The organism is Sanguibacter sp. Z41_6, from assembly GCF_059621145.1.
On sequence record NZ_JCAQIF010000001.1, the window covers coordinates 729,541 to 751,766 of the forward strand.

23 protein-coding genes and 1 riboswitch are annotated in these 22,226 nt (G+C 71.8%); of the genes, 16 read left to right on the top strand and 7 right to left on the bottom strand.

All coding sequences use genetic code 11. The features are described from left to right. Positions 1 to 48 precede the first annotated feature (48 nt). The gene (locus tag AC54T1_RS03430) at positions 49 to 882 is read left to right on the top strand and encodes a class I SAM-dependent methyltransferase (protein ID WP_496911037.1); all 834 of its coding nucleotides are present in this window, start codon (positions 49 to 51) and stop codon (positions 880 to 882) included. Between the two features lie 265 nt (positions 883 to 1,147). Here the strand turns inward: AC54T1_RS03430 and AC54T1_RS03435 are convergent, their stop codons facing one another. The 4 genes from AC54T1_RS03435 to AC54T1_RS03450 form a co-directional block, all read right to left on the bottom strand. Further along, positions 1,148 to 2,374, bottom strand: a complete 1,227-nt coding sequence (locus AC54T1_RS03435) for a type II toxin-antitoxin system HipA family toxin (protein ID WP_496911038.1) — start codon at positions 2,372 to 2,374, stop codon at positions 1,148 to 1,150. Beyond that, positions 2,371 to 2,652, bottom strand: a complete 282-nt coding sequence (locus AC54T1_RS03440; RefSeq protein WP_496911039.1) for a helix-turn-helix transcriptional regulator — start codon at positions 2,650 to 2,652, stop codon at positions 2,371 to 2,373. The genes AC54T1_RS03435 and AC54T1_RS03440 overlap by 4 nt, the downstream gene beginning before the upstream one ends. An 82-nt stretch (positions 2,653 to 2,734) precedes the next feature. After that, a complete protein-coding gene (locus AC54T1_RS03445) occupies positions 2,735 to 3,250 on the bottom strand; it encodes a TetR/AcrR family transcriptional regulator (protein WP_496911040.1) in 516 nt (171 codons plus the stop codon). After that, a complete protein-coding gene (locus AC54T1_RS03450) occupies positions 3,250 to 3,447 on the bottom strand; it encodes a DUF5708 family protein (RefSeq protein ID WP_496911041.1) in 198 nt (65 codons plus the stop codon). Before AC54T1_RS03450 ends, AC54T1_RS03445 begins: the two co-directional genes overlap by 1 nt. Positions 3,448 to 3,586: 139 nt before the next feature. Between AC54T1_RS03450 and AC54T1_RS03455 the strand changes: the two genes are divergently transcribed. After that, on the top strand, positions 3,587 to 4,114 hold the full coding sequence (locus tag AC54T1_RS03455; RefSeq protein ID WP_496911042.1) for an ATPase: 528 nt from the start codon (positions 3,587 to 3,589) through the stop codon (positions 4,112 to 4,114). 42 nt (positions 4,115 to 4,156) lie between these two features. Here AC54T1_RS03455 and AC54T1_RS03460 read toward each other — a convergent pair whose 3' ends face one another. The 3 genes from AC54T1_RS03460 to AC54T1_RS03470 form a co-directional block, all read right to left on the bottom strand. After that, positions 4,157 to 4,786, bottom strand: coding sequence for a histidine phosphatase family protein (locus tag AC54T1_RS03460; protein WP_496911043.1), 630 nt, complete (start codon positions 4,784 to 4,786; stop codon positions 4,157 to 4,159). 167 nt (positions 4,787 to 4,953) lie between these two features. Beyond that, positions 4,954 to 5,598 (bottom strand): response regulator, encoded by a 645-nt coding sequence (locus AC54T1_RS03465; protein ID WP_496911044.1) that lies wholly within the window; start codon positions 5,596 to 5,598, stop codon positions 4,954 to 4,956. Next, the gene (locus AC54T1_RS03470; RefSeq protein ID WP_484343938.1) at positions 5,586 to 6,872 is read right to left on the bottom strand and encodes a sensor histidine kinase; all 1,287 of its coding nucleotides are present in this window, start codon (positions 6,870 to 6,872) and stop codon (positions 5,586 to 5,588) included. The genes AC54T1_RS03465 and AC54T1_RS03470 overlap by 13 nt, the downstream gene beginning before the upstream one ends. Before the next feature lie 181 nt (positions 6,873 to 7,053). Between AC54T1_RS03470 and AC54T1_RS03475 the strand changes: the two genes are divergently transcribed. The 14 genes from AC54T1_RS03475 (at position 7,054) to AC54T1_RS03540 (ending at position 22,207) form a co-directional block, all read left to right on the top strand. After that, positions 7,054 to 7,818: an ABC transporter ATP-binding protein gene (locus AC54T1_RS03475; RefSeq protein ID WP_484344245.1), complete on the top strand. Its 765-nt coding sequence runs from the start codon at positions 7,054 to 7,056 to the stop codon at positions 7,816 to 7,818. Positions 7,819 to 7,820: 2 nt separating this feature from the next. Beyond that, complete coding sequence (locus AC54T1_RS03480; protein ID WP_496911045.1) at positions 7,821 to 10,352, top strand: ABC transporter permease; 2,532 nt, start codon at positions 7,821 to 7,823, stop codon at positions 10,350 to 10,352. A 150-nt stretch (positions 10,353 to 10,502) separates the two neighbouring features. Further along, positions 10,503 to 12,242: an FAD-dependent oxidoreductase gene (locus AC54T1_RS03485; protein ID WP_496911046.1), complete on the top strand. Its 1,740-nt coding sequence runs from the start codon at positions 10,503 to 10,505 to the stop codon at positions 12,240 to 12,242. Between the two features lie 62 nt (positions 12,243 to 12,304). After that, positions 12,305 to 12,421, top strand: coding sequence for a DUF8730 family Cys-rich protein (locus AC54T1_RS03490; RefSeq protein ID WP_496911047.1), 117 nt, complete (start codon positions 12,305 to 12,307; stop codon positions 12,419 to 12,421). Then, positions 12,412 to 12,861 carry a DUF302 domain-containing protein gene (locus tag AC54T1_RS03495; RefSeq protein WP_496911048.1) on the top strand — a complete coding sequence of 150 codons (450 nt, stop codon included), beginning with the start codon at positions 12,412 to 12,414 and terminating at the stop codon, positions 12,859 to 12,861. Before AC54T1_RS03490 ends, AC54T1_RS03495 begins: the two co-directional genes overlap by 10 nt. A gap of 61 nt (positions 12,862 to 12,922) precedes the next feature. After that, positions 12,923 to 13,192, top strand: coding sequence for a metal-sensitive transcriptional regulator (locus tag AC54T1_RS03500; protein ID WP_484343942.1), 270 nt, complete (start codon positions 12,923 to 12,925; stop codon positions 13,190 to 13,192). Positions 13,193 to 13,297: 105 nt separating this feature from the next. Next, on the top strand, positions 13,298 to 13,801 hold the full coding sequence (locus AC54T1_RS03505) for an RDD family protein (RefSeq protein WP_484343943.1): 504 nt from the start codon (positions 13,298 to 13,300) through the stop codon (positions 13,799 to 13,801). Continuing rightward, the gene (locus AC54T1_RS03510; RefSeq protein WP_496911049.1) at positions 13,798 to 15,009 is read left to right on the top strand and encodes a pyridoxal phosphate-dependent aminotransferase; all 1,212 of its coding nucleotides are present in this window, start codon (positions 13,798 to 13,800) and stop codon (positions 15,007 to 15,009) included. The genes AC54T1_RS03505 and AC54T1_RS03510 overlap by 4 nt, the downstream gene beginning before the upstream one ends. A gap of 164 nt (positions 15,010 to 15,173) precedes the next feature. Next, on the top strand, positions 15,174 to 16,118 hold the full coding sequence (locus AC54T1_RS03515) for a DUF368 domain-containing protein (RefSeq protein ID WP_496911050.1): 945 nt from the start codon (positions 15,174 to 15,176) through the stop codon (positions 16,116 to 16,118). A gap of 63 nt (positions 16,119 to 16,181) precedes the next feature. Continuing rightward, positions 16,182 to 16,286, top strand: a riboswitch (glycine riboswitch). Positions 16,287 to 16,494: 208 nt separating this feature from the next. After that, positions 16,495 to 19,536 carry an aminomethyl-transferring glycine dehydrogenase gene (gene gcvP / locus AC54T1_RS03520; RefSeq protein ID WP_496911051.1) on the top strand — a complete coding sequence of 1,014 codons (3,042 nt, stop codon included), beginning with the start codon at positions 16,495 to 16,497 and terminating at the stop codon, positions 19,534 to 19,536. Beyond that, positions 19,536 to 20,720 (top strand): glycine cleavage system aminomethyltransferase GcvT, encoded by a 1,185-nt coding sequence (gene gcvT / locus AC54T1_RS03525; protein WP_496911052.1) that lies wholly within the window; start codon positions 19,536 to 19,538, stop codon positions 20,718 to 20,720. The genes gcvP and gcvT overlap by 1 nt, the downstream gene beginning before the upstream one ends. A gap of 30 nt (positions 20,721 to 20,750) precedes the next feature. Beyond that, positions 20,751 to 21,122, top strand: a complete 372-nt coding sequence (gene gcvH / locus AC54T1_RS03530; protein WP_484343948.1) for a glycine cleavage system protein GcvH — start codon at positions 20,751 to 20,753, stop codon at positions 21,120 to 21,122. 288 nt (positions 21,123 to 21,410) lie between these two features. Then, the gene (locus tag AC54T1_RS03535; RefSeq protein WP_484343949.1) at positions 21,411 to 21,656 is read left to right on the top strand and encodes a LuxR C-terminal-related transcriptional regulator; all 246 of its coding nucleotides are present in this window, start codon (positions 21,411 to 21,413) and stop codon (positions 21,654 to 21,656) included. A gap of 116 nt (positions 21,657 to 21,772) precedes the next feature. Then, positions 21,773 to 22,207: a (deoxy)nucleoside triphosphate pyrophosphohydrolase gene (locus tag AC54T1_RS03540; protein ID WP_496911053.1), complete on the top strand. Its 435-nt coding sequence runs from the start codon at positions 21,773 to 21,775 to the stop codon at positions 22,205 to 22,207. The last annotated feature ends 19 nt before the right edge of the window (positions 22,208 to 22,226 follow it).

Below are 22,226 nucleotides of genomic sequence, written 5' to 3' on the forward strand. Positions count from 1 at the left end.
GCTCGCCTAGCCCCCGGGGCGCATCCGGCTCGGTGCCAGACTTCTACCGTGGCGACCGACGACCAGACCAAGAAGCCGACGCAGCCCGAAGCCCCCGATCCCCACCGACGAGGAGTCGATGTGCGCTTTCTCGAACGGCTCGAGGCTGCCCATGCCGAGTCGCAGATGGTCGGCTGGGACTTCTCACGGCTCGACGGCGCTCTCATCGCTGATGACCCCTGGTGGGACTACGAGACCGACTGCCTGCAAGCGCTGCGTGTCTCCCGGGTCGGGGCTCTTGACCTGGGGACGGGCGGGGGCGAGCGACTGTCAACGCTGCTGGAGTCGCTGTCGCACGAGTGTGTTCTTCCGCCTCAGGTCGTCGCGTCTGAGGGGTGGCAGCCGAACCTCCCCGTAGCGCGCGCACGCCTCGCGCCCCGGGGCGTAGCCGTACTGAAGTACGACTCGGAGGACGGAGACTCCCTCGATCTCCCCGACCAGAGCCTGGACCTGGTCATGGCTCGACACGAGAGCTACGACGCGGCAGAGGTTGCACGCGTCCTAGTTCCTGGGGGGCGGCTCCTGACACAACAAGTTGATGGATTCGACGCCCCCGAGCTCCACGAGTGGTTCGGGAGCGAGTACCTGCACCCCGACGTCACATTGGAGATCCACGCGAGTGCCCTCCGCGAAGCGGGGATGCGGATCGACCAGGTCGACACCTGGGAGGGATCGATGACCTTCAGCGATGCCATCGCGCTCGTCACCTACCTCGGCCTTGTCCCGTGGGACGTTCCAGGGTTCATCGTGCAAGAGCACGCTCAGCGCCTCCAGGACCTGGAGGCCTCAGCCCCCATCGCCGTGACGCAGCGCCGGTTCCGCGTTTACGCGACCAGGGAGTAACCCCTCCCTGGGTGCAACGGGGCCCTCCCCTCACCGAGATCGCGACCGAAACGATCGTTTCCGGGGGGAGGCCCGCACGGGCGAGCCCACGGTCAGCCGTGTGCCCCAGCCCGGACGCGTAGGCAATTCAAACGCGTCGACTGGTAGTCACTGCACCAACTTGTGTGCGAACGCGAGGAGGCCCTGTTCTGGAGGTGGACGTCGGTGGCCGCACAGACCTTCATCGAGGACAGCTCGTGGACGACGGGCCGTTGGTGCGGTCGGTTCACGACAGGACCTGCAGGGCCTCCGCGGCGCGTGCGTCGATCAGACCCGCGACGCGGTCCACGTCGATGCCCACTCCTGTGCAGGCGGTCAGGGCCGAGCGCACACCTGTCGCCACGGACGTGATCGTCGCGCAGACGTCCCCGTCGCTCAGTCCCCACGTGGTCGCCTCGCGCCGCAGGTGGCTCACGGTGAGGTGGCGCAGCCGTCCCTGGCCGTCGAGATGATGGCCGAAGCTCTGGAAGACCGGGTCGAGGAGGTACACAGGCGCGACGTCGTACAGCGGGGCCATCGCATACGTGGCTGTGTCGCTGATCGTCAGGGAGTAGTTCTTGGAGTGCGCGTCCCCGTTCCCGATGAGCAGGTTGAGGGTGACCTGGGCGAGCAGGTCACGGACGAGTGCGTCCGGGACGAGCGCTTCACCGCTGGCGGTGCGGGCGACGGCCCGGAGCCGCTGCTCGGTCGACGTCGTCTCGTACTTGTCGCGCGTGGCGATCCCCAGCGCCTGGGTGAGGTCCTCCTGGTGTGTCCGTGCGCCGTCGTGCCGGTCGAATCGTTCGACGACGAGCGCGAGGCGGCCGTCGAAGTCCGCGAGCTCGGCGTGCGCGGCTGGCAGTCCGGCGGTCCGCGCGAGGCGGAGCGTCCACTCCTCCCACCGGACGAGGTCCGGGACGGCGATGTCGGAGGTCGGCTCTGGCTTGATGAGGTGGGTCGACATGGCGCCCTCCGCGGGCCACGCCCACCCGGTGGCGGTGCGGGCGAGCAGCACCTTGGCCTGGACGCCGCCGAGGGACGCGCTCACGACCTGCCCGGGGGGCGGGTCCAGGGTGGGGAGGCGGGCCACGATGCCGTCGACCTCGTCGTCGGCGAGGGCGACGAGGCGGCCGGGTCCCGGCGGGACGTCATCCGTCGTGAGCTGGACGGCCCCGGCGCACTCCGCGCCGATGTGAGCCAGCAGGCCGAAGCTGTCACCGGGAGCGAGCCGGTGCTTGCGCTCGAGTGCGCCGCGCACGCTGCCCTCGGGCAGGAGGTTGTCCAGGAACCGCTCGAGATGATCGCCCTGGACGCGCTTCTCGGTGAGTGGCAGCGACAACGACAGCGGCCGCGAGCCCACGCCGTAGGTGTCGAGCGCCGCGGGGTCGAACCGCATGCGCAGGCGGCCGGTGCGGAGCTTCTCGACCTCGCCGAGGCGCTCGCCGCGCAGCCAGACGTACAGGGTGCGGGTCATGACGGCGGCTCGACCTGCACCCGGGATCCGCGGGGGACGACCACGAGCTCGTACCCGCACTCCGTGAGGGCGTCGATGAGCGTGTCGGTCGCCACGGGCAGCCCGCGCTCCATGCGGGAGATGGTCGGTCGGGACGAGCCGATGGCCTCGGCGAGCTCGCCCTGAGTGCGCTTCGTGGAGACGCGAGCACCCCGGACAGCGCTCGCCAGCGAGGCCGGGGTGCGCCCACGATAGAACCGGAGGTGCGTCACGGATGATTCATCCACAGGTGGAGTCATCCATGAATCATATACGCGTCATTTGCGGTTCGGCGCGACATGAATCAGATATGAGCACTCGCGCGGAGCCGGCTCCTTCGGTCTATTCGGTGTCGATCTGCGCGACGAACGGCGCGATCGTGCGGTCCACGAGCGACTGACGGGCGTCCTGGGGCAGCATGAGGCACTGCACGGTCACGCCGTCGATCATCGCGAAGAGCTGTGCGGCCGCGTCGTCGGAGAGGCCCTGGTCGATGAACCAGCCACGCAGCTCCTCGTCGAGCCGCGCCGCAGACGTTGCGAGATCCGCATCGACTGCCGAGATCGCGGCGTAGGCGAGCCACACGCGGGCGCGGCGTTCGCGCCGATCGTCGAGGGGGAGCCACTGCAGCACGACCTCCATGAGGGTGGTGGGCCGTGCGGCTGCGACGTCCGCGAGGAACTGCTCGCCGGCATGGTCGAAGCCGGCGCGCACGAGCTCGCTCTTGGTGCGGTAGTAGTACTGCACCTGAGCGGGGGACACGCCCGCTGCGGCGGCGACGCTCCGCACGCTCAGCGCACCGACGCCCTGCTCCGCGAGCACGGTCAGCACGCCGTCGAGCAGGTGGGTGACCGCCATCAGTCCTGGGGGCGACCGGGCCGGGTCCGCGACCACACGGTCGCCACGATCTCGACGACCCCGAGCACGGTGAGCACCAGGCCGGTCTGCCGCAGGCCGATGACCGGGGTCTCGACGTCACCGAAGACGGTGAACAGCACCAGCCCCCCGACGATCATGACGATTCCGATGACGAGTTCCCATGTGTGCTTGCTCATCTCGTTCCACCCCTCTGTACGAACGCACTGTACGTTCGTACAGCACGATAGCGCGTCGCGGCGGACGGCGCGCCCCGTGCCCTGCCGGGCCGAGAGCCGCGCCCCCCAACACTGGTTGCGCTGGGTACCGTCATGTCCCATGAGCACACATTCCAGCCTCTTGGTCATCGGCGGGAGGTCCGGCGTCGGCAAGTCCTCAGTGGCGTTCGCACTGCATGACCAGCTCGCCGCGGAGCGTGTCCGCCACGCCGTCATCGAGGGTGACGCGCTCGACCTGGCGTGGCCACCACCGTGGGAGGACCACCTCGCGGAGCGCAACCTCGCCGCGGTCTGGTCGAACTATCGCGCCCTGGGCTACGAGCGCCTGATCTTCACCAACACGGTGAGTGTGCTGCACGCTGACGCGCTTGCAGCCGCGATGGGTGTCGGCACCGAGGTCACGGCGGTCCTGCTCACCGCGGCCGACTCGACCGCGCACGCGCGCCTCGCTGGACGTGAGCACGGCGATTCCCTCGCTGCTCACCTCCAGCGGTCAGCGGCTGCCGCGCGCCACCTCGACACGAGCGCTGCATCGCACGTCCACCGGCTGGCAACAGATGGGCGCGACGTCGACTCCCTTGCCGAGGAGATACGGAGACGGTGGCTCACGGCGTGGTCGGCCGAATAGTCCCCGAGGCGGTACGCCCATGGTTCGGCGGTTGTCCCGCACTCAGATCGAGAGATGGCCGATGTCGTCCAGCTCGTAGATCGTGCGATTGTGGAAGAAGTCGTCCTCGACGAGCGTCGAGATTCCACCGGGCGTGAAGTGGAAGGCCACCTTCCCCGCAGACTCGAGGGGCATCGCGATCCACGCGGCCAGGACGAACGTGGCGGCCATGCCATGGGTGACCACGACCGCGTGCTCAGCAGGTGATCGCACGATGTCCTCCATCGCCGCGTAGACCCGGGCCGCCAGGTCCCATTTCGTCTCGGCCCCGGGCAACCCTTCGTCGTGCCGCATCCGCTCACCGACCACCGGTGGCGGGATGAACCTCCTGTCCAGCCAGGCCTGTGGTCGGCCCTCAGCGGCGCCGTACGACTTCTCTCGCAGCCTCGGCTCGAGCGTGAGGTCCGCATCCAGTCGATCGGCGATGCCCTCTGCCGTCTGACGGGTGCGCCGGAGGTCCGAGGTGAGGACGACCGTTGGGGTCCCCTCCGGGATGCGTCTGGCCAGGGCCGCGGCGATAAGACGCGCGTGAGCCTCGCCCCGCTCGGTCAGCGCGGAGTTGAACTGACCACCGACGAGCCGGTCGACGTGGTGTGTGGCCTCGGGGTGTGTGATGACGTACAGCGTCCGCACCGTCGTACCTCCATGGTCGTGCCACCCACCAGCTGGGCGGCTCGGCTAGACGAGAGTGGCCCCCCTGCCGGGTCAGCGGCGGAGTGCATCGAGGACGTCGGCCTCCTGGCCGGTGGTGCGACCGACGACAAGCCCGCAAGTCACCAGGCGAGGACGGCGTCGGGTCGTCACGACCGCAGGTACGCCAACGTCGCCAGCACCCGCCGGTGGCCGCTGTCCGACGACGCGAGGCCGAGCTTGCTGAAGATGTTGCCGATGTGCTTGCTCACGGCGGCCTCGGACACGACGATCGTGTCCGCGATCCCGGCGTTGTCCATGCCCTGGGCGACGAGCCCGAGCACCTCGCGCTCGCGCGGCGTGAGGGTCCGGATGGGGTCGTCCGTGCCACGCCGGCTGAACAGCTGGGAGATCACCTCGGAGTCCATGACCGTCCCGCCGCCCACGACCTTGCGGAGGGAGTCGACGAACTGCCCGACGTCGCCCACCCGCTCCTTGAGCAGGTAGCCCACGCCCTCGGACCCGCCGGCGAGGAGCCGCGACGCGTACCGGTCCTCGACGTACGCGGAGAGCACGAGCACGGGGAACCCGGGCTTCTCCTCGCGCAGCCGCAGCGCCGTCTGGAGTCCCTCGCTCGTGAACGTCGGCGGCATGCGGACGTCGAGCACCGCGCCGTCGGCCTCCGTCGTCATGAACGCGGCGTAGAGGTCGTCGCCGTTGTCGACGGCGGCGACGACCTCGAAGCCCTCGCTCTGCAGCAGCAGGGTCATGCCGGCGCGCAGCAGCGCGTCGTCCTCGGCGATCAGGATCCGCACGGGAGCTCCACTCGTATTCGGGTCGGCCCACCGGGTGGGCTGGACAGGTGCAGCGCGCCCTCGAACGCCGCGGCACGTCGCGCGATGCCCGCCAGGCCCGTGCCGGACCCGTCGAGCGTCGCACCGCCGCAGCCGTCGTCGAGGACCTCGATGACGAGGACGTCCGCGCCGCGCACGGTCTCGGTGCGCAGGGTGACGTCGATGCTCGTCGCCGCAGCGTACTTCGCGGCATTGGTGAGCACCTCGGCGAGCATGAAGTACGCGGCGGACTCCACGGCGGCCGGGGCGCGGCGCAGCCCGCCGACGTCGAGCGTGCAGGGCACCGGCGCGCGGCTCGTGAGCGACGACGCCGCGCCACCGAGACCGAGCTCGTCGAGCACGGGCGGGTAGATGTCGTGCACGACGTCACGCAGCCCGGACAGCGCCTGGGTCGCGACGTCCTGCGCGCGCTCCACGAACGGCAGCGCCGCGGCGGGGTCGTTCTCCAGGGCCCGCCGCGCAAGTCCGAGCATCATGACGACCCCGACGAGCTGGTTCTGCGCGCCGTCGTGCAGCTCGCGCTCGATGCGGCGCAGCTCGGCGCCGTGCGCGTCGAGCGCGGCCGCACGGCTCACCGAGAGCGCCTCGACGCGCTCGGACAGCTCGGCCGTCCGGGTGCGACCCAGCAGGAGCACGGTGCTCGCGGACAGGCGCCGCGCCGCCCACGGCACGACGTACCAGGCGAGCGCGCCGTAGGCCGCGCTGAGCAGCAGCGCAAGGAGCGCGGGTCGCCACCCCGTGGGTGGCGGGGTGACGAGCTGCGAGAACGGCAGGACGTCCCGGACGACGGCGGCGTCCGTCCACGACAGGGCGCTCGTGGCGAGGTAGAGGACGACGTTGAACGGCGCGCCGAACGCCAGCACCGCCAGCACGAACGCGAAGAGGATGTGCAGGCCCAGCCAGCCGAGCGCGCGGCGGGTCACCGGCTCGGTGAGGATCCGGATGAGCTCGTCGACGGTGCGCGGATGCCCCGGGGTGGGCGTGCGGGGCGAGACAGCCACCCCGCGGAACCGGCCTGCGCGCTCGAGCGCCGAGCCGGCCAGCCGGTCGAAGGCGGCAGCCCCGCGGGGCACCAGCGACCACCCGATGCCGAACACCGTGAAGGGCAGGACGAGTATCGCGGCAGCACCGAGGGCGAGCGACGCGAGCCAGTACGCACCCTCCACGAGAAGGTACCCCGCAGCCCGGTAACGCACCCGCCACGCGGAGCTGTCGGGGTCGGGGGGGAGAGTCATGTGCCCATCATGCCGGGCACGTCCCGGGCTGTCGGTAGTGCTGGCACCACCATGCGCTCGTGTGCTGGCACCACCCCGGATCGGCCTGCTGGCGCCATCGTTCGGGCGTCCGCGTCTCCGTAGCGTCGTCGTCATGAGCAACGAGGGGCCTCCGGCACCCTCCCGACGTGAGGACCTGCACATGTTCACCGAGACCCACGACCCCGTCACCGCACCACCGACCCTCGCCGTCCAGCTCGAGGGCGTCGTGAAGACCTACGGCTCCGGCGCCAACCCCGTCGTCGCGCTGCGCGGGGTCGACCTCGTCATCCCCACCGGCTCGTTCACCGCGATCATGGGGCCGTCCGGGTCCGGCAAGAGCACCCTGCTGCACTGCGCGGCAGGGCTCGACCGGCCGACCAGCGGACGGATCGTCCTCGGCAGCACCGACATCTCCGGGCTGGCGCCGACGGCGCTCACCCAGTTCCGCCGCGACCACCTCGGGTTCGTCTTCCAGGCGTACAACCTGCTGCCGCACCTCACCGTCGCCCAGAACGTCACCCTGCCGCTCCTGCTCGCCGGCCGTCCGGTCGACGAGGCGTGGTTCCTGGCAGTGACGCGGGCCGTCGGCCTCGCCGAGCTCACCGAGCGTCGCCCGCAGGAGCTGTCCGGCGGCCAGCAGCAGCGGGCCGCCATCGCCCGCGCACTCATCAACCGGCCCGACGCGGTGTTCTGCGACGAGCCGACAGGTGCGCTCGACTCCCGCACCGGACGCCAGGTGCTCGAGCTGCTGCGCGAGACCGCCACCGAGCTGGGCCAGACCGTCGTCATGGTCACCCACGACCCCGTCGCCGCGTCCTACGCCGACCGGGTCCTGTTCCTCGCCGACGGCGAGCTCGTCGGCTCGCTCGACGCACCCGACGCCCAGAGCATCGCCGACCGCATGACGCACCTCGGGGAGTGGTGACCATGAGCACCCAGAAGACCACCCAGCACGGCCTGTCCATGTGGGGCCTCGCCCGGTCCTCCCTCCGCCACAACCGCCGCGGCTTCGCCGGCGTCTTCATCGCCGTGCTGTGCGCCTCGCTCCTCGTCACCGCCCTCGGGGTGCTCCTCGAGTCCGGCATCCGGGGCGGGACCCAGCCCGACCGCCTCGCCGGCGCCGACGTCATCGTCGGCGCCCCCCAGTCGCTGCCCGTCCCGGGCGACATGGCCGAGGCCTTCCCCGAGCGCGTCGCCGTCCCGGAGAGCACCATCGCCGAGATCGCCGCGGTCGACGGCGTCGAGCGGGCCGTGGGGGACATCAGCGTCCCGCTCACCACGGAGTCCGACGCCCTGGTCGACGCGCACGGCTGGAGCTCCGCGGAGCTCACCCCGTACACGCTCACCGCCGGCAGCGAGCCGCAGAAGCCCGGCGACGTCGTCGTCGACGACTCGTTCGGCGTCACGCCGGGGGAGACCCTCACCCTCGCCCATGGCGGCACCGCGACGCAGTACTCCGTCGTGGGCACCGTCGAGGGCGGGGCCGACGGTCCGCGCGGCGTCGCCGAGAGCGACGAGCCGGTCCGCACCGTGTTCCTCACCGACGCTGCCGCCGCGGAGCTGTCGCCCCGCGAGGGCCACGTCGCGATGGTCGGTGTCATCGCCCAGGACGGCGTCGACGCCGAGCAGCTCGCGGACGACATCACCGCCGCCGTCAGCGGGGTCGACGTCTACACCGGGGACCGCCGCGGGGACATCGAGACCATGGGCGCGTTCGGCGCTCGCGGGATGCTCACGGCACTCAGTGCGTCGTTCGCCGGGACGGCGCTGCTCATCGCGGTGTTCGTCGTCGCGAACACCCTCGCCCTGTCCGTCGCGCAGCGGCGCCGGGACTTCGCGCTCCTCAAGGCGGTCGGCACCACCCGTGGCCAGATCCACGGGATGATCGCCCGCGAGGTGCTCCTCGTGGCCGTCGTCGCCGCGGTCCTCGGTTCCGTCCCCGGGTACTGGCTCGCGTCGTTCCTGGGTGAGCAGTTCGCCAAGGGCGGGATCATCCCGGAGTCGTTCGTGCTCGTCCGTTCGCCGTTCCCCGCTCTCGCAGCCATCCTGCTCAGCGTCCTCACGGCCCTCGGTGCTGCTGCGGTGGCCGCTCGCCGGCCCGCCGCGATCGAGCCCGTGGACGCCCTGCGGGAGTCCGCGGTCGAGACCCCGGTGCTGGGCCGCGGACGCATCATCACGAGCGTCGTGCTCTTCGCTCTCGGGCTCGGCGGATCCATCTCGCCGTTGTTCCTCCCCGGCCTCAGCGGCATGCTCGTCGTCGGCAGCTCCGCGCTCGTCCTCGTCATCGCCGCAGGGCTCGCCGGCCCGTGGATCGTCGAGCGCGTGCTGCACGTCCTCGGTCCGGTGCTGCGGCGCAGCCGGTCGGCGTCCGTCGTCCTCGCCGACGCGAACGCCCGCGGCTACACGCGGCGCCTGAGCGCCGCAGTGGTGCCGCTCGCCCTGGCGATCACGCTCGGCTCCGTCCAGATGTTCACACCGACGACGGTCTCGGCCGAGGCGGGCCGGCAGTCGGCCGACGGCACGGTCGCCGACCTCGTGGTCGCGGCACCTGCCTCCGGGATCTCCGACACCATGGCCGCGGAGGTCGCGGCTCTGCCGGGGGTGGACGCGGTCAACGCCATCTCGACGTCGGGGGCCCTCGTGATCACGGACGTCATCGACGGCGAGGCGATGGTCGGTCAGCTCGGCGTCCAGGGTGTCGATGCCGAGGCGATGGAGGCCACCCTCGACCTCGACGTCACGAGCGGGGACGTGACGCGGGTCAGCGAGCCCGGCACGGTCGCGCTGAGCACCGACGCCGCGCGCTCGCTCGGGGCCCGGGAGGGCGAGGAGGTCACGTTCCACCTCGGCGACGGCACCCTGACGACCTCGACCGTCGTCGCGGTCTACGAGCGGGGCCTGGGCTTCGGCGACGTGACGATGTCCGGTACGGAGCTGCGGGCGCACACGACGACCGGACTCTCCGAGTACCTCCTCGTGGCGACGTCCGCACCGCAGGACGTCCGGGCGACCGTGGCTGACCTGGGGCTCGTGTCCCAGAGCAAGGCCGAGCTCGCCGCCGCTGCGGGCGACGTCAACGCCGGCGAGGACTGGGTCTCGCTCCTCATCCTCCTGGTGATCCTCGGGTACGTCGGCCTCGCGGTCGTCAACACGCTCGTCATGGCCACGGCGGAACGGCGCCGGGAGTTCGACCTCCTGCGGCTCATCGGTTCCACGGACCGCCAGGTGCGCCGGATGACGGCGGTCGAGTCGCTGCTCGTCGTCGGTATCGCCGTGGTGCTCGGGACGGCGATCGCGATCCCGCCGCTGGCGGGGATCGCCCTGGGGGTGAGCGGTCAGCCGTTCCCGACGATCTCGCCCGTCCCGTACCTGCTCCTCGCCGGGGTGACCGTGGTGCTCGGCGTGGCCTCGATCGCCATCCCCACCCGGATGGCCCTGCGCGCCCCGCTCGGTGGGTAGCGCGGCGTGAGGAGCTCCCGCGGGTGGTGGGTCCAGGCCCACCATCCGCGGGAGCGGGCAGGTCCAGGTGGTCCGGATATCGTGCCCGGAAGGGGGTGGACTGACGTGAACGTCCTTGCGAAGGTATACCCCCGGGGGTATGTTGGAGACATGCACCAGACACCTGACAGCACCCCGCGCCGCATCGTCATCGTCGGGGGCGTCGCCGGTGGCATGAGTGCCGCCGCCCGCGCCCGCCGCCTCGACGAGTCGGCCTCGATCACCGTCCTCGAGCAGACCGACTACGTGTCCTTCGCCAACTGCGGACTCCCGTACCACCTGTCCGGCGAGATCGCGGACCGCTCGTCCCTCCTGCTGCACACCCCGGAGACCCTGCGGGCCGCGCTCGCGCTCGACGTCCGCACCGGCAGCCGGGTCGTCGCCATCGACCGCACCGCCCGCACCGTCACCGTCGAGGCCCACGAGGCGACCGAGGAGCTCGGCTACGACGCCCTCCTGCTCGCCCCCGGCGCCGTACCCGTCGTCCCGCCCGTCGAGGGCCTCGACCACCCTGCCGTGCACGCGCTGCGCACCGTGCCGGACCTCGACGCCCTCATGGCTGCCGCAGACCGCCTGCCCACCGACACCTCGCGCCGGGCCGTCGTCGTCGGCGCCGGCTTCATCGGCCTCGAGGCCGTCGAGGCGCTCGTCGCCCGCGGGATGCAGGTCGACCTCGTCGAGCTCGCCGACCACGTGCTCCCGCCGCTCGACCCCGAGCTCGCGCCCGTGCTGTCCACTGAGCTGCGCGCGCACGGCGTCGGCCTGCACCTCGCCGTGTCCGCGACACGCGTCGCGCCCGACGGTGCCCGGGGTGTGCGCGTGGCGCTCTCCGACGGCACCGAGATCGCCGCCGACCTCGTCGTCGTCAACGTCGGCGTCCGCCCCGCGAGCGACCTCGCGCGGGCCGCGGGCCTCGACCTCGGGCCGCGCGGAGAGATCCTCGTCGACGCCGACCAGCGCACGAGCGACCCGCACATCTGGGCCGTCGGGGACGCCGTCGGCGTCGTCCGCGCCGTCACCGGCGAGGTCGCCCCGGTGCCCCTCGCCGGACCGGCCAACCGCCAGGGCCGTCGCGCGGCCGACTCGATGCTCGGCCACCGCACGACCCCGCAGGCGCCCGTGCTCGGCACCGCGATCGTGCGCGTCTTCGGTCAGACCGCCGCCGTCACCGGCGCGAGCAGGGCGTCGCTGCAGCGAGCAGGCATCGACCACGAGGTCGTCCGCATCCACCCCGCCCACCACGCCGGGTACTTCCCCGGGGCGGAGCAGGTGCACATCCTCGCGACGTTCGCCCGCGACGGCCGGCTCCTCGGCGCCCACGCGGTGGGGCGTGACGGGGTCGACAAGCGGATCGACGTCCTCGCCACCGCGCTGCGCGCCGGGATGACCGCCGACGACCTCGCCGAGCTCGAGCTCGCCTACGCCCCGCCCTACGGCTCGGCGAAGGACCCCGTGAACATGCTCGGCTTCGTCGCCCAGAACGTCCTCGACGGCACCCTGCCCCAGTGGCACCCCGGCGACCTCGACGAGGTCCGCCGCAGCACCCTCGTCCTCGACGTCCGCTCCCGGGCGGAGTACGAGCAGGGCCACCTCGACGAGTCGCTCAACATCCCCCACACCGAGCTGCGGGAGCGCGTCGAGGAGGTCCGCGCGGCCGCCGCAGGACGACCGGTGAGCGTGCACTGCGCCAGCGGTGTGCGGTCCTACATCGCCACCCGCGTCCTGCTCGCAGCAGGCCTCGACGCCCGCAACCTCTCCGGCGGCTGGATCAGCCTGACGACCGCCCACCCGGAGCTCGCCCACCCCGAGCTCGACGCCCGCCAGCACGCCGACGGCGCCGCGCGCCACTGATCGATACCTGATCGACCGCGGCCGGGCCCCGGCCGCGCGACACCACCAGAAGGAGAACCACCATGTGCAGTCCCATCCGTTGCACCACCTGCGGCAAGGTCACCTGGACCGGCTGCGGCATGCACGTCGACGACGTCATGGCGACCGTGCCCGAGGACCAGCAGTGCACATGCCACTGACCACCACGACGCCCACCGGCGTCGGTGACCCCGAGGGACACGTCATGACCTACGCCCTGACCATCACCACCCACCTCGACCACCCCACGGCCCTCGCCGCCGTCCGGCGGGCCCTGGCCGAGAACGGCTTCGGCATCGTCACCGAGCTCGACCTCGGCGCGACCCTGAAGAACGCCCTCGACGTCGACGTCCCCCGCCAGGTGGTGCTCGGCGCCTGCAACCCCGTGCTGGCGCACCAGGCGCTGCAGCGGGAACCGAGCATCGGGCTGCTCCTGCCGTGCAACGTCGTCGTCCGTGACGGTGACGACGGGCAGACGGTGGTCGAGGCCCTCGACCCCTCCGCGATGGTCGTCCTCACGGACAACCCCGCCCTGCGGGCCGTCACCGAGGACGCCACCAAGCGCCTGCGTGCTGCCCTGACGAGCGTCCGCGCCGCCTGAACGACCCGCGTCGGACGGCTACGCCCCGTAGCATGAGCCCGGCCCAACCGAGGAGGACCCCGTGGAACTCGACCGCGACGAGATGATCAAGGTGAGCAACCGCCTCAAGCGTGCACAGGGCCAGCTGGCCGGGGTCATCCGGATGCTCGACGAGGGCAAGGACTGCGAGGACATCGTCACCCAGCTCTCCGCCGTCTCCCGGGCCCTCGACCGCGCCGGGTTCGCCATGATCGCCTCCGGGATGCGCCAGTGCCTCGTCGCGGAGCCCGGCGCCGAGACGCCGTCGCTCGACGTCGCCAAGCTCGAGAAGCTCTTCCTCTCCCTCGCCTGACGGCCGACCCGCGAGGCCCTGGCGCGAGCGGCTGCCCGTCCGGTCGTCGTGTCACTACGCTGAGCGCACACCGTCGGGACGGCGCGGAGACGAGGAGCGAGGGCGATGGCACGGACACGATCCACGACGAGCGAACCATCGCTCGTCCACTTCGCCGACGGCCAGGTAGCCGTCGAGGCGCCCTGGGGGAGGCTCACCGTCGCGTGGCTCGTCGACACCCTCCTCGTCTGGGTGGTCGCCATCCCCATCATGGTGGCCTTCGTGGGGGTGACGGGCCCCGAGACAGCGGGCGCGCTGCCCGTCCTGTGCCTCCCCCTGACCCTCGTCGTGTACGGCATGGCGACCGGTCACCGACGGTCTGTCGGGCAACGACTGACCGGCCTGTGCACGTTGAGGGTCGCGGACGGCTCGGTCCCCGGCGTGTGGCGCGCAGCCTGGGTGATGGTCGCGCGCCTCCTGCTCATGCCGTTCGTTGCCATCCTCGAGCTGCTTTCGCTCCTCGCTCTTGACGGCGGAGGTGTCGACGGCACGATCAGGCACGTCTCGATCGACGTCCGGGCGACGGCGCGGCTCCGGGCCGGCGAGGTCGCTGGGAGGATGACGGGATGAAGATCTCGCGCCGCGCCCAGGTCCCCGCGTTCGCCGTCATGGAGATCCTCGCCGCCGCCAACGCCCGACGCGCGGCAGGGGAGTCGGTGCTCAACCTCTGCGCGGGGGAGCCCTCCACGGGAGCGTCGGAGGCCGTGCGGCACCGCGCGATCGACCTGCTCACCGCGGGGGACCTCGGGTACACGGAGGCGATGGGCGCCCCGGCGCTCCGGCAGGCCATCGCCGACCACTACGGCCGCTGGTACGACGTCGAGGTGTCGCCCGCGCAGGTTGCCGTCACCACCGGGTCGTCCGGCGGGTTCATGCTCGCGTTCCTCGCCGCGTTCGACGTCGGCGACCGCGTCGCCCTCGCCCGCCCCGGCTACCCCGCGTACCGGAACATCCTCACGTCGCTCGGGTGCGAGGTCGTCGAGCTCGACTGCGGCCCCGAGACCCGCTACCAGCCGACCATCTCCCAGCTCCAGCAGGCGTACTACGAGGGCGGGCTCGACGGCGTCGTCGTCGCCAGCCCTGCCAACCCGACGGGCACGATGATCCCCGCGGACGACCTCGCGGCGCTCGCCGCCTGGTGCACGGAGTACGACGTCCGCCTCATCAGCGACGAGATCTACCACGGCATCACCTACGGCGACGAGGTGGCGGGACCCGGTGAGGCCGCCACCGCACCCCAGGTCGCGACCGTCGCGTCCTCGCTCGCTGGCGGGCACGTCGTCGTCAACTCGTTCTCGAAGTACTGGGCGATGACCGGCTGGCGGCTCGGGTGGCTGCTCCTGCCGCCGGACCTCGTCGGGCCCGTCGATGCGCTCGCGAGCAACGTGTCGCTGTGCCCGCCGGCCCTCGCCCAGCACGCCGGAGTGGCTGCTTTCAGCGACGAGGGTTACGCGGCGGCCCGGCAGAACGTCGAGCAGTACGCCGTCTCCCGGCAGCTCGTCCTCGACCGGTTGGACGACCTCGGCTGGGAGACCGTCGCGCCCGCCGACGGCGCGTTCTACATCTACGCGAACATCGCCGCCTCCGGCATCGACTCCGTGACGTGGTGCGAGCGAGTGCTCGCCGAGACCGGCGTGGCTCTCACCCCGGGCACCGACTTCGACACCGTGCACGGGCGCGACTGGGTGCGGCTGTCGTTCGCCGCGGCGCCGGAGACCGTCGCGGAAGCGGTGGACCGGATCGTCGCGTGGCAGGGCGGCCTGTCCCGCAGAGCCTGACGACGAGTCGGGTGATCCGTCCGACTCGTCATCGGACCCCGCCCGCGGGCTCCCGACGTGCCCCGGCGGTATGTCAGGCTGGACGCATCACCTTTCCTCAGGCCGCGCGAGCTGCCTGAAAGTCATGCCGTCTGGACCCTGTGCCGTCGAGAGGAACCGCCCCTGTGAACCTGCTCCGCCCGACCATCGACTTCGGCCGAGGCGCCCTCATCGGGACCGTCGAGATCATCCCGGGAGTGAGCGGCGGTACCGTCGCGCTCATCGTGGGCATCTACGACGACCTCATCGAGTCGGCAGGGAGCCTCGTGCGTGGGGTGGTCCGTGGAGCGATCGATGTCACCCAGGGCCGCGGCACAGACCGGGCACGTGCCCACCTTCGGGACGTCCGCTGGAGCATCGTGCTGCCGGCCGGCATCGGGATGCTCCTGGCCATCATCGTGGCGTCCGCCCTCCTCGGCCCCCTCATCGAGTCCCACCCGGTCGAGACGCGTGCGGTGTTCGCCGGCCTCATCGCTGCGTCGATCATCGTGCCCGCCCGGATGATCGGTGGGCGGTGGGCCGCACGGGACTATGCGGTCGCCGCGCTCGCGGCGCTCGCGGCGTTCCTCCTCACGAGCATCCCCGCGATCAGCCCCATCGAGCCGGCACGCTGGCTCGTCGCCCTCGCCGCGGCCGTCGCCGTGTGCGCGCTCGTGCTGCCCGGCGTGTCCGGGTCGTTCATCCTGCTCACGGTCGGCATGTACGAGCCGACGCTCGCCGCCGTGAACGACCGCGACCTCGCGTACCTCGGCGTGTTCGTGCTCGGCGCCATCGTCGGCCTGAGCATCTTCGTCTCCGGGCTGCAGTGGCTGCTCGAGCACCGGCGTCGCCTCACCCTGACGATCATGACCGGTCTCATGGTCGGTTCCTTGCGCGCGCTGTGGCCGTGGCAGACCGAGGACGGCGGGGTGCAGGCCCCCGACGGTGACGTGCTGCCCGTCGTCCTGCTCTTCCTCGCGGGCGTCGCGGGCGTTGCCGCGCTCATCGTCGTCGAGTCACAGCTCGTGCGGCGGCGCCTCGCGACGGGGGACGACGTCCTTGACCCGGAGGTCGCGCAGGACGACGCGTGACCAGGCGTTCCACGTGGCGGGTCCCCCCGGTACGCTGACCCCCTAACCACATATCGCGCTGCTCGAACCGCGGCGGGAGAGCCCTGACCCCGCTTCCCGCACACGTCAGGCGCCGAAGGAGCAAACCCTCCCCGGGAAACTCTCAGGCCCACGTACCGCCACGGCGAGGCAACTCTGAACAGCAGGCGCGCAGCCCCTCGTGGTCGCTGCGCGCCTCACCGAAGGGGCAAGCCCGTGCGCACGAGGCGCGGGCCAAACTCTCAGGTCGACACTGACGAGCGTCACGGCCCCTGCCCGGGGCCGCGTCTGAGGACAGAGCGGGGAGGGTCCCACCGCCCGTGGGACGGCTCCGCCGTCCCCGATCCCAGGAGCCCTCGTGACCCAGCCCGCTCAGACCCACCCGGGCGACGTGTTCGTCCACCGGCACATCGGCCCCGGCGACGGTGAGGTCGGCCGCCCGGACGAGGTCGCGACGATGCTCGCGCACCTCGGGTACGACTCGGTCGACGCGCTCATCGACGCGGCGGTCCCCGCGTCCATCCGGCTCGACGGTGCGCTCGACCTCCCGGCCGCGCGGACCGAGGCGGAGGTCCTCGCTGACCTGCGTGGCCTCGCCGCGAAGAACCAGCCCCGCACCCAGATGATCGGCCTCGGCTACTACGACACGATCACGCCGGCCGTCATCCGCCGCGGCGTCCTCGAGAACCCCGCCTGGTACACCGCCTACACGCCGTACCAGCCGGAGATCTCGCAGGGTCGCCTCGAGGCGCTCCTCAACTTCCAGACGATGGTGAGCGACCTCACCGGCCTCGAGGTCGCCAACGCCTCCCTGCTCGACGAGGCGACGGCCGTCGCCGAGGCCGTGGCGCTCATGTGGCGCGCGGCCAAGCGCCCGGCCACGGCGGGTCCCGGCGTCGTCGTGCTCGACGCCGACCTCTTTCCCCAGTCGCTCTCGGTGACGAAGGGCCGCGCGGAGGCGATCGGCCTCCCCGTCGTCGTCGCCGACCTCACGGACGGGTTCGAGGCCGGCACGCGCGCCGCGCTCGACGCCGCCGGTCTGGCAGGGGCCGACGTCGTCGGGCTCGTCGTCCAGCAGCTCGGCGCGAGCGGCCGCGCCCGTGACCTCACGACGCTCGTCGCGGACGCGAAGGCGGCGGGCGCTCTCGTCACGGTCGCGACCGACCTGCTCGCCCTCACCCTTCTGACCGCGCCCGGCGACGCGGGTGCGGACATCGCCGTCGGCTCCGCCCAGCGCTTCGGTGTCCCGCTGTTCTACGGTGGCCCGCACGCCGCGTTCATGTCCGTGCGCAAGGGGATCGAGCGCATGCTCCCCGGCCGCCTCGTGGGCGTGAGCGTCGACGCCGACGGCGCCCCCGCCTACCGCCTGGCGCTGCAGACCCGCGAGCAGCACATCCGCCGCGAGAAGGCGACGAGCAACATCTGCACGGCCCAGGCCCTCCTTGCCATCGTCGCCTCGATGTACGCCGTCTACCACGGCCCGGACGGGCTGCGCGCGATCGCCACCCGGGTCCACGCCCACGCCACGGCGGTCGCGCAGGCAGCCGCGGACGCCGGCTACGAGGTGGAGCACGAGGTCTTCTTCGACACCGTCCGCATCCACGCTCCCGGCTCGGCAACGGCCCTGACGGTCGCAGCCGACGACGCCGGCATCAACATCTACGCCCCGGACGACGACCACATCCAGATCGCCTGCGACGAGACGACCACGACGTTCCACGTGGAACAGCTCCGTCAGGTCCTGGTCGCAGCAGCGCGGAGTGCGGGGAGCCCGGCAGGGCTCGGCTCGGGCATCGGCGACGAAGGAGCCGCGGGCGGGCCGGGGTCCCCGCATGCCGCGCCCCGCGCCGACATCCCACCGGCGTTCCTCCGCAGCTCCTCATACATGGAGCACCCGGTGTTCCACGTGCACCGCAGCGAGACGCAGATGATGCGGTACCTCCGCGCGCTCAGCGACAAGGACCTCGCGCTCGACCGCACGATGATCCCGCTGGGCTCGTGCACCATGAAGCTCAACGCTGCCGTCCAGATGGAACCCATCTCGTGGCCGGAGTTCGCGGGGCTGCACCCCTTCGTCCCGCGGGAGCAGGCGGCCGGGTACACCGAGCTCATCAGCACCCTCGAGGCGCAGCTCGCGGAGATCACCGGCTACGCCGCGGTGTCCGTGCAGCCCAACGCCGGGTCCCAGGGGGAGTTCGCGGGTCTGCTCGCGATCCGCAACTATCACCGGTCCCGCGGCGACGACGCCCGCACCGTCTGCCTCATCCCCGCCTCCGCTCACGGCACCAACGCCGCCTCGGCAGCGATGGCGGGCATGAGCGTCGTCGTCGTCAGGACGGCCGACGACGGCGAGATCCTGCTCGACGACCTCCGGGCGAAGCTCGAGCAGCACGGCCCGCAGGTCGCGGCGATCATGATCACCTACCCCTCGACGCACGGCGTGTACGAGGAGCACGTCCGCGAGGTGTGCGACCTCGTGCACGCCGCGGGCGGCCAGGTGTACATCGACGGCGCGAACCTCAACGCGCTCGTCGGGCTCGCCAAGCCCGGGCAGTTCGGCGGCGACGTGTCGCACCTCAACCTGCACAAGACGTTCTGCATCCCGCACGGCGGTGGCGGCCCCGGAGTCGGGCCGATCGGGGTCGCTGAGCACCTCGTCCCGTTCCTCCCCGGCGACCCGCGCGACCCCGCAGCTGCGACGCCCGTCTCGGCCGCGCCCTTCGGGTCCGCGGGCATCCTGCCCATCCCGTACGCCTACGTGTCCCTCATGGGGCCGGACGGTCTGCGCCTGGCCACGGAGATCGCCGTCGTCTCCGCGAACTACCTCGCGGCGCGCCTGCGCGACGCCTTTCCCGTCCTCTACACCGGACCGGGCGGGCTCGTCGCGCACGAGTGCATCCTCGACCTGCGCCCCCTCACGGCGCAGACCGGTGTCACCGCCGAGGACGTGGCCAAGCGCCTCATGGACTACGGGTTCCACGCGCCGACCCTGTCGTTCCCCGTCCCGGGGACGCTCATGGTCGAGCCGACGGAGTCCGAGGACCTCGGGGAGATCGACCGCTTCATCGACGCGATGCTCGCCATCCGCGCGGAGATCGACGCCGTCGCCGACGGCACGTGGTCGCTCGGTGAGTCCCCGCTCCGCAACGCACCGCACACCGCGGTGAGCGTGACGAGCGACTCCTGGGACAAGCCGTACGGGCGGGAGACCGCCGCCTACCCCGTGGCGTCCCTGCGAGCCGGGAAGTACTGGCCGCCCGTCCGCCGCATCGACGGCGCCCGCGGTGACCGCAACCTCGTCTGCTCGTGCCCCCCGATCGAGGCGTACGCGGACGACGTCCCCGCGCCACGGTCCGCACCCGTCGCCGCCGTCGCACCCCAGTCCACCGAGGAGTCCTGATGCAGCCCACCCAGACCCCGGAGCCCGCCGGCCAGGACGCCCCGGCGCCCGACCGCCGCAGCCCCCTGCACGACGAGCACGTCGCGCTCGGGGCGAGCCTCACCGGCTTCGGTGGCTGGCTCATGCCCCTGCGCTACGGCAGCGACATCGCGGAGCACACCGCGGTCCGCACGGCCGCCGGCCTGTTCGACCTCTCCCACATGGGCGAGATCACGGTGACCGGACCCGAGGCCGGTGCCGCGCTCGACCACGCGCTCGTCGGGTGGCTGAGCGTGCTCGAGGTCGGCCGGGCGCGGTACACGATGCTCTGTGCCGAGGACGGGTCCGTGCTCGACGACCTCGTCGTCTACCGCCTGGCCGACACCGAGTACCTCGTCGTCGCCAACGCGGGGAACGCCGACATCGTCCTCGCGGAGCTCACCGCCCGCGCCGAGGGGTTCGACGCCGACGTCACCTCGACGTCCGACGCCACCGCGCTCGTCGCGGTCCAGGGGCCGCGGGCGCAGGAGATCCTCGTCCGCCTCGTCGGCGCGCAGGACGCGCAGTCCGTCCGGTCGTTGAAGTACTACGCGATCACGCCCGCGGTCGTCGCGGGAGCGCCCACCCAGGTGGCCCGGACCGGGTACACGGGCGAGGACGGTTTCGAGATCTTCGTCGACGTCGCTGACGCACCCGCGCTGTGGCGCGCGCTGCTGGAGGCCGGGGCGCCGGACGGGCTCGTGCCGGCGGGCCTCGCCGCGCGCGACAGCCTGCGCCTCGAAGCCGGGATGCCGCTCTACGGCCACGAGCTCGACCGCACGACCACCCCCTACGAGGCCGGCCTCGGACGGGTCGTCCGGCTCGACAAGACGGGCCCGGACGGTGAGCCCGTCGACTTCGTCGGCCGCGCTGCGCTGCAGGCTCGCAAGGGCTCCCCGCCCGCCCGGGTGCTCGTCGGGCTGCGCGTCCTCGGGCGGCGCCCCGCGCGCGCCGGCCACCCGGTGCTCATGGACGCGACGAAGCCGGTCGTCGGGCACGTGACGTCCGGAGCGCCGTCGCCCACGCTCGGGTACCCCGTCGCGCTCGCGTACGTGACCCCCGAGGTCTCGGCCGTCGGGACGCGCCTCGCGGTCGACGTGCGCGGCCGTGCCGAGGAGGCCGAGGTCGTCGCCGTGCCGTTCTACCGCAAGCCCGCCACCGCCTAGTCTGAACGCACGACCCGAGGAGAACCTGCCATGACGAACTTCCCCGCCGACCTCACGTACACCGCCGAGCACGAGTGGCTCACGAGCACCGAGCCCGCGACGATCGGCATCACGTGGACCGCGCAGGACGCCCTGGGTGACATCGTCTACCTCGAGCTCCCAGCCGTGGGCACCGCCGTGGTCGCGGGCGCCGTCGTCGGTGAGATCGAGTCGACGAAGTCGGTCTCGGAGCTGTACTCACCGGTCACCGGCACGGTCGTCGAGGTCAACGAGGCCGCGGTCGCCAGCCCGGAGCTCGTCAACTCCGACCCCTACGGCGAGGGGTGGTTGCTCAAGGTCGCCGTCGAGAGCACGGGGCCCGTGCTCACAGCCGACGAGTATGCGGAACGGTTCGGATCGTAACGGTACGGTCACGACGCGGGTGAATTCCTCATGACCTGGGAGGAGTCTGACGATGAGTCGGGCGTCCCGTTCGAGAGACGCCGACCGCAATGTTCCCTATCCTGAAGTCCGGGACAGGAGGCCGGCAACGGGGCAGGACCTCATGTGCTTTCCACGCAGGACGGAAAAACTGAAAGTTCCGGGTGAACCGGCGTCATAGACGCAGGAGAACCGACTCTCTCCATATAGCAGATGAACCGGTTACGTGATCCAGAGCAACTGGGCCGCCGGGAGAACGTTGGAGGAACCATGACCACGATGGAGTTGTCTGGAGCGGCGAAGGCGTCGAACGGCTCGCTCACCCGACGGGAGCGCGTCGTCCTGTCGAACCTCAGCGAAGAGGTCACCCTGGAGCAGATCGCATCCAAGCTGTTCGTCACCCGCAACACCGTGAAGTCGCAGGTGCGCAGCGTCTACCGCAAGCTGGGCGTCTCCACCCGTGCCGAGGCCGTGGAGTGGGCCCGCGAGGCCGGACTGTACAAGGGCGACAGCTGAGCACAGCCACGTAGCACGAGCACGATGCACGACCGGCACGTCCGGTCATCCGCAACGACGCGGATGCCGGGACCGTACGACACGTGCGCGACACCTTCACCTGAGACACTTCCGGTATGAAACAACCCGTCCTCGTCGTCGCAGCGGCGATCGTCGACGATCTCCGCACCCCCGGTCGTCTCCTCGCCGCGCGCCGCTCACGCCCGGAGCACCTCGTGGGGCGCTGGGAGTTCCCCGGGGGCAAGGTCGACGCAGGCGAGACGCCAGAGGCCGGCCTCCACCGCGAGCTCCGCGAGGAGCTCGGCATCGACGTCGAGCTCGGTGACGAGATCGTCGGACCCGACGCCGGCGGATGGATCATCACCGACCGCCACGTCATGCGGCTGTGGCTCGCCCGCGTCACCGACGGGGTCCCGCGGCCGCTCGTCGAGCACGACGCCCTGCAGTGGCTCGACCACAGCGAGCTGTTCGACGTGCCGTGGCTCGACGGCGACGTCCGGATCGTCGACCACCTTGCCGGGATCCTCACCCCGCAGCGCGCGACAGGCTGACCAGCCCGGGCGGACGCGC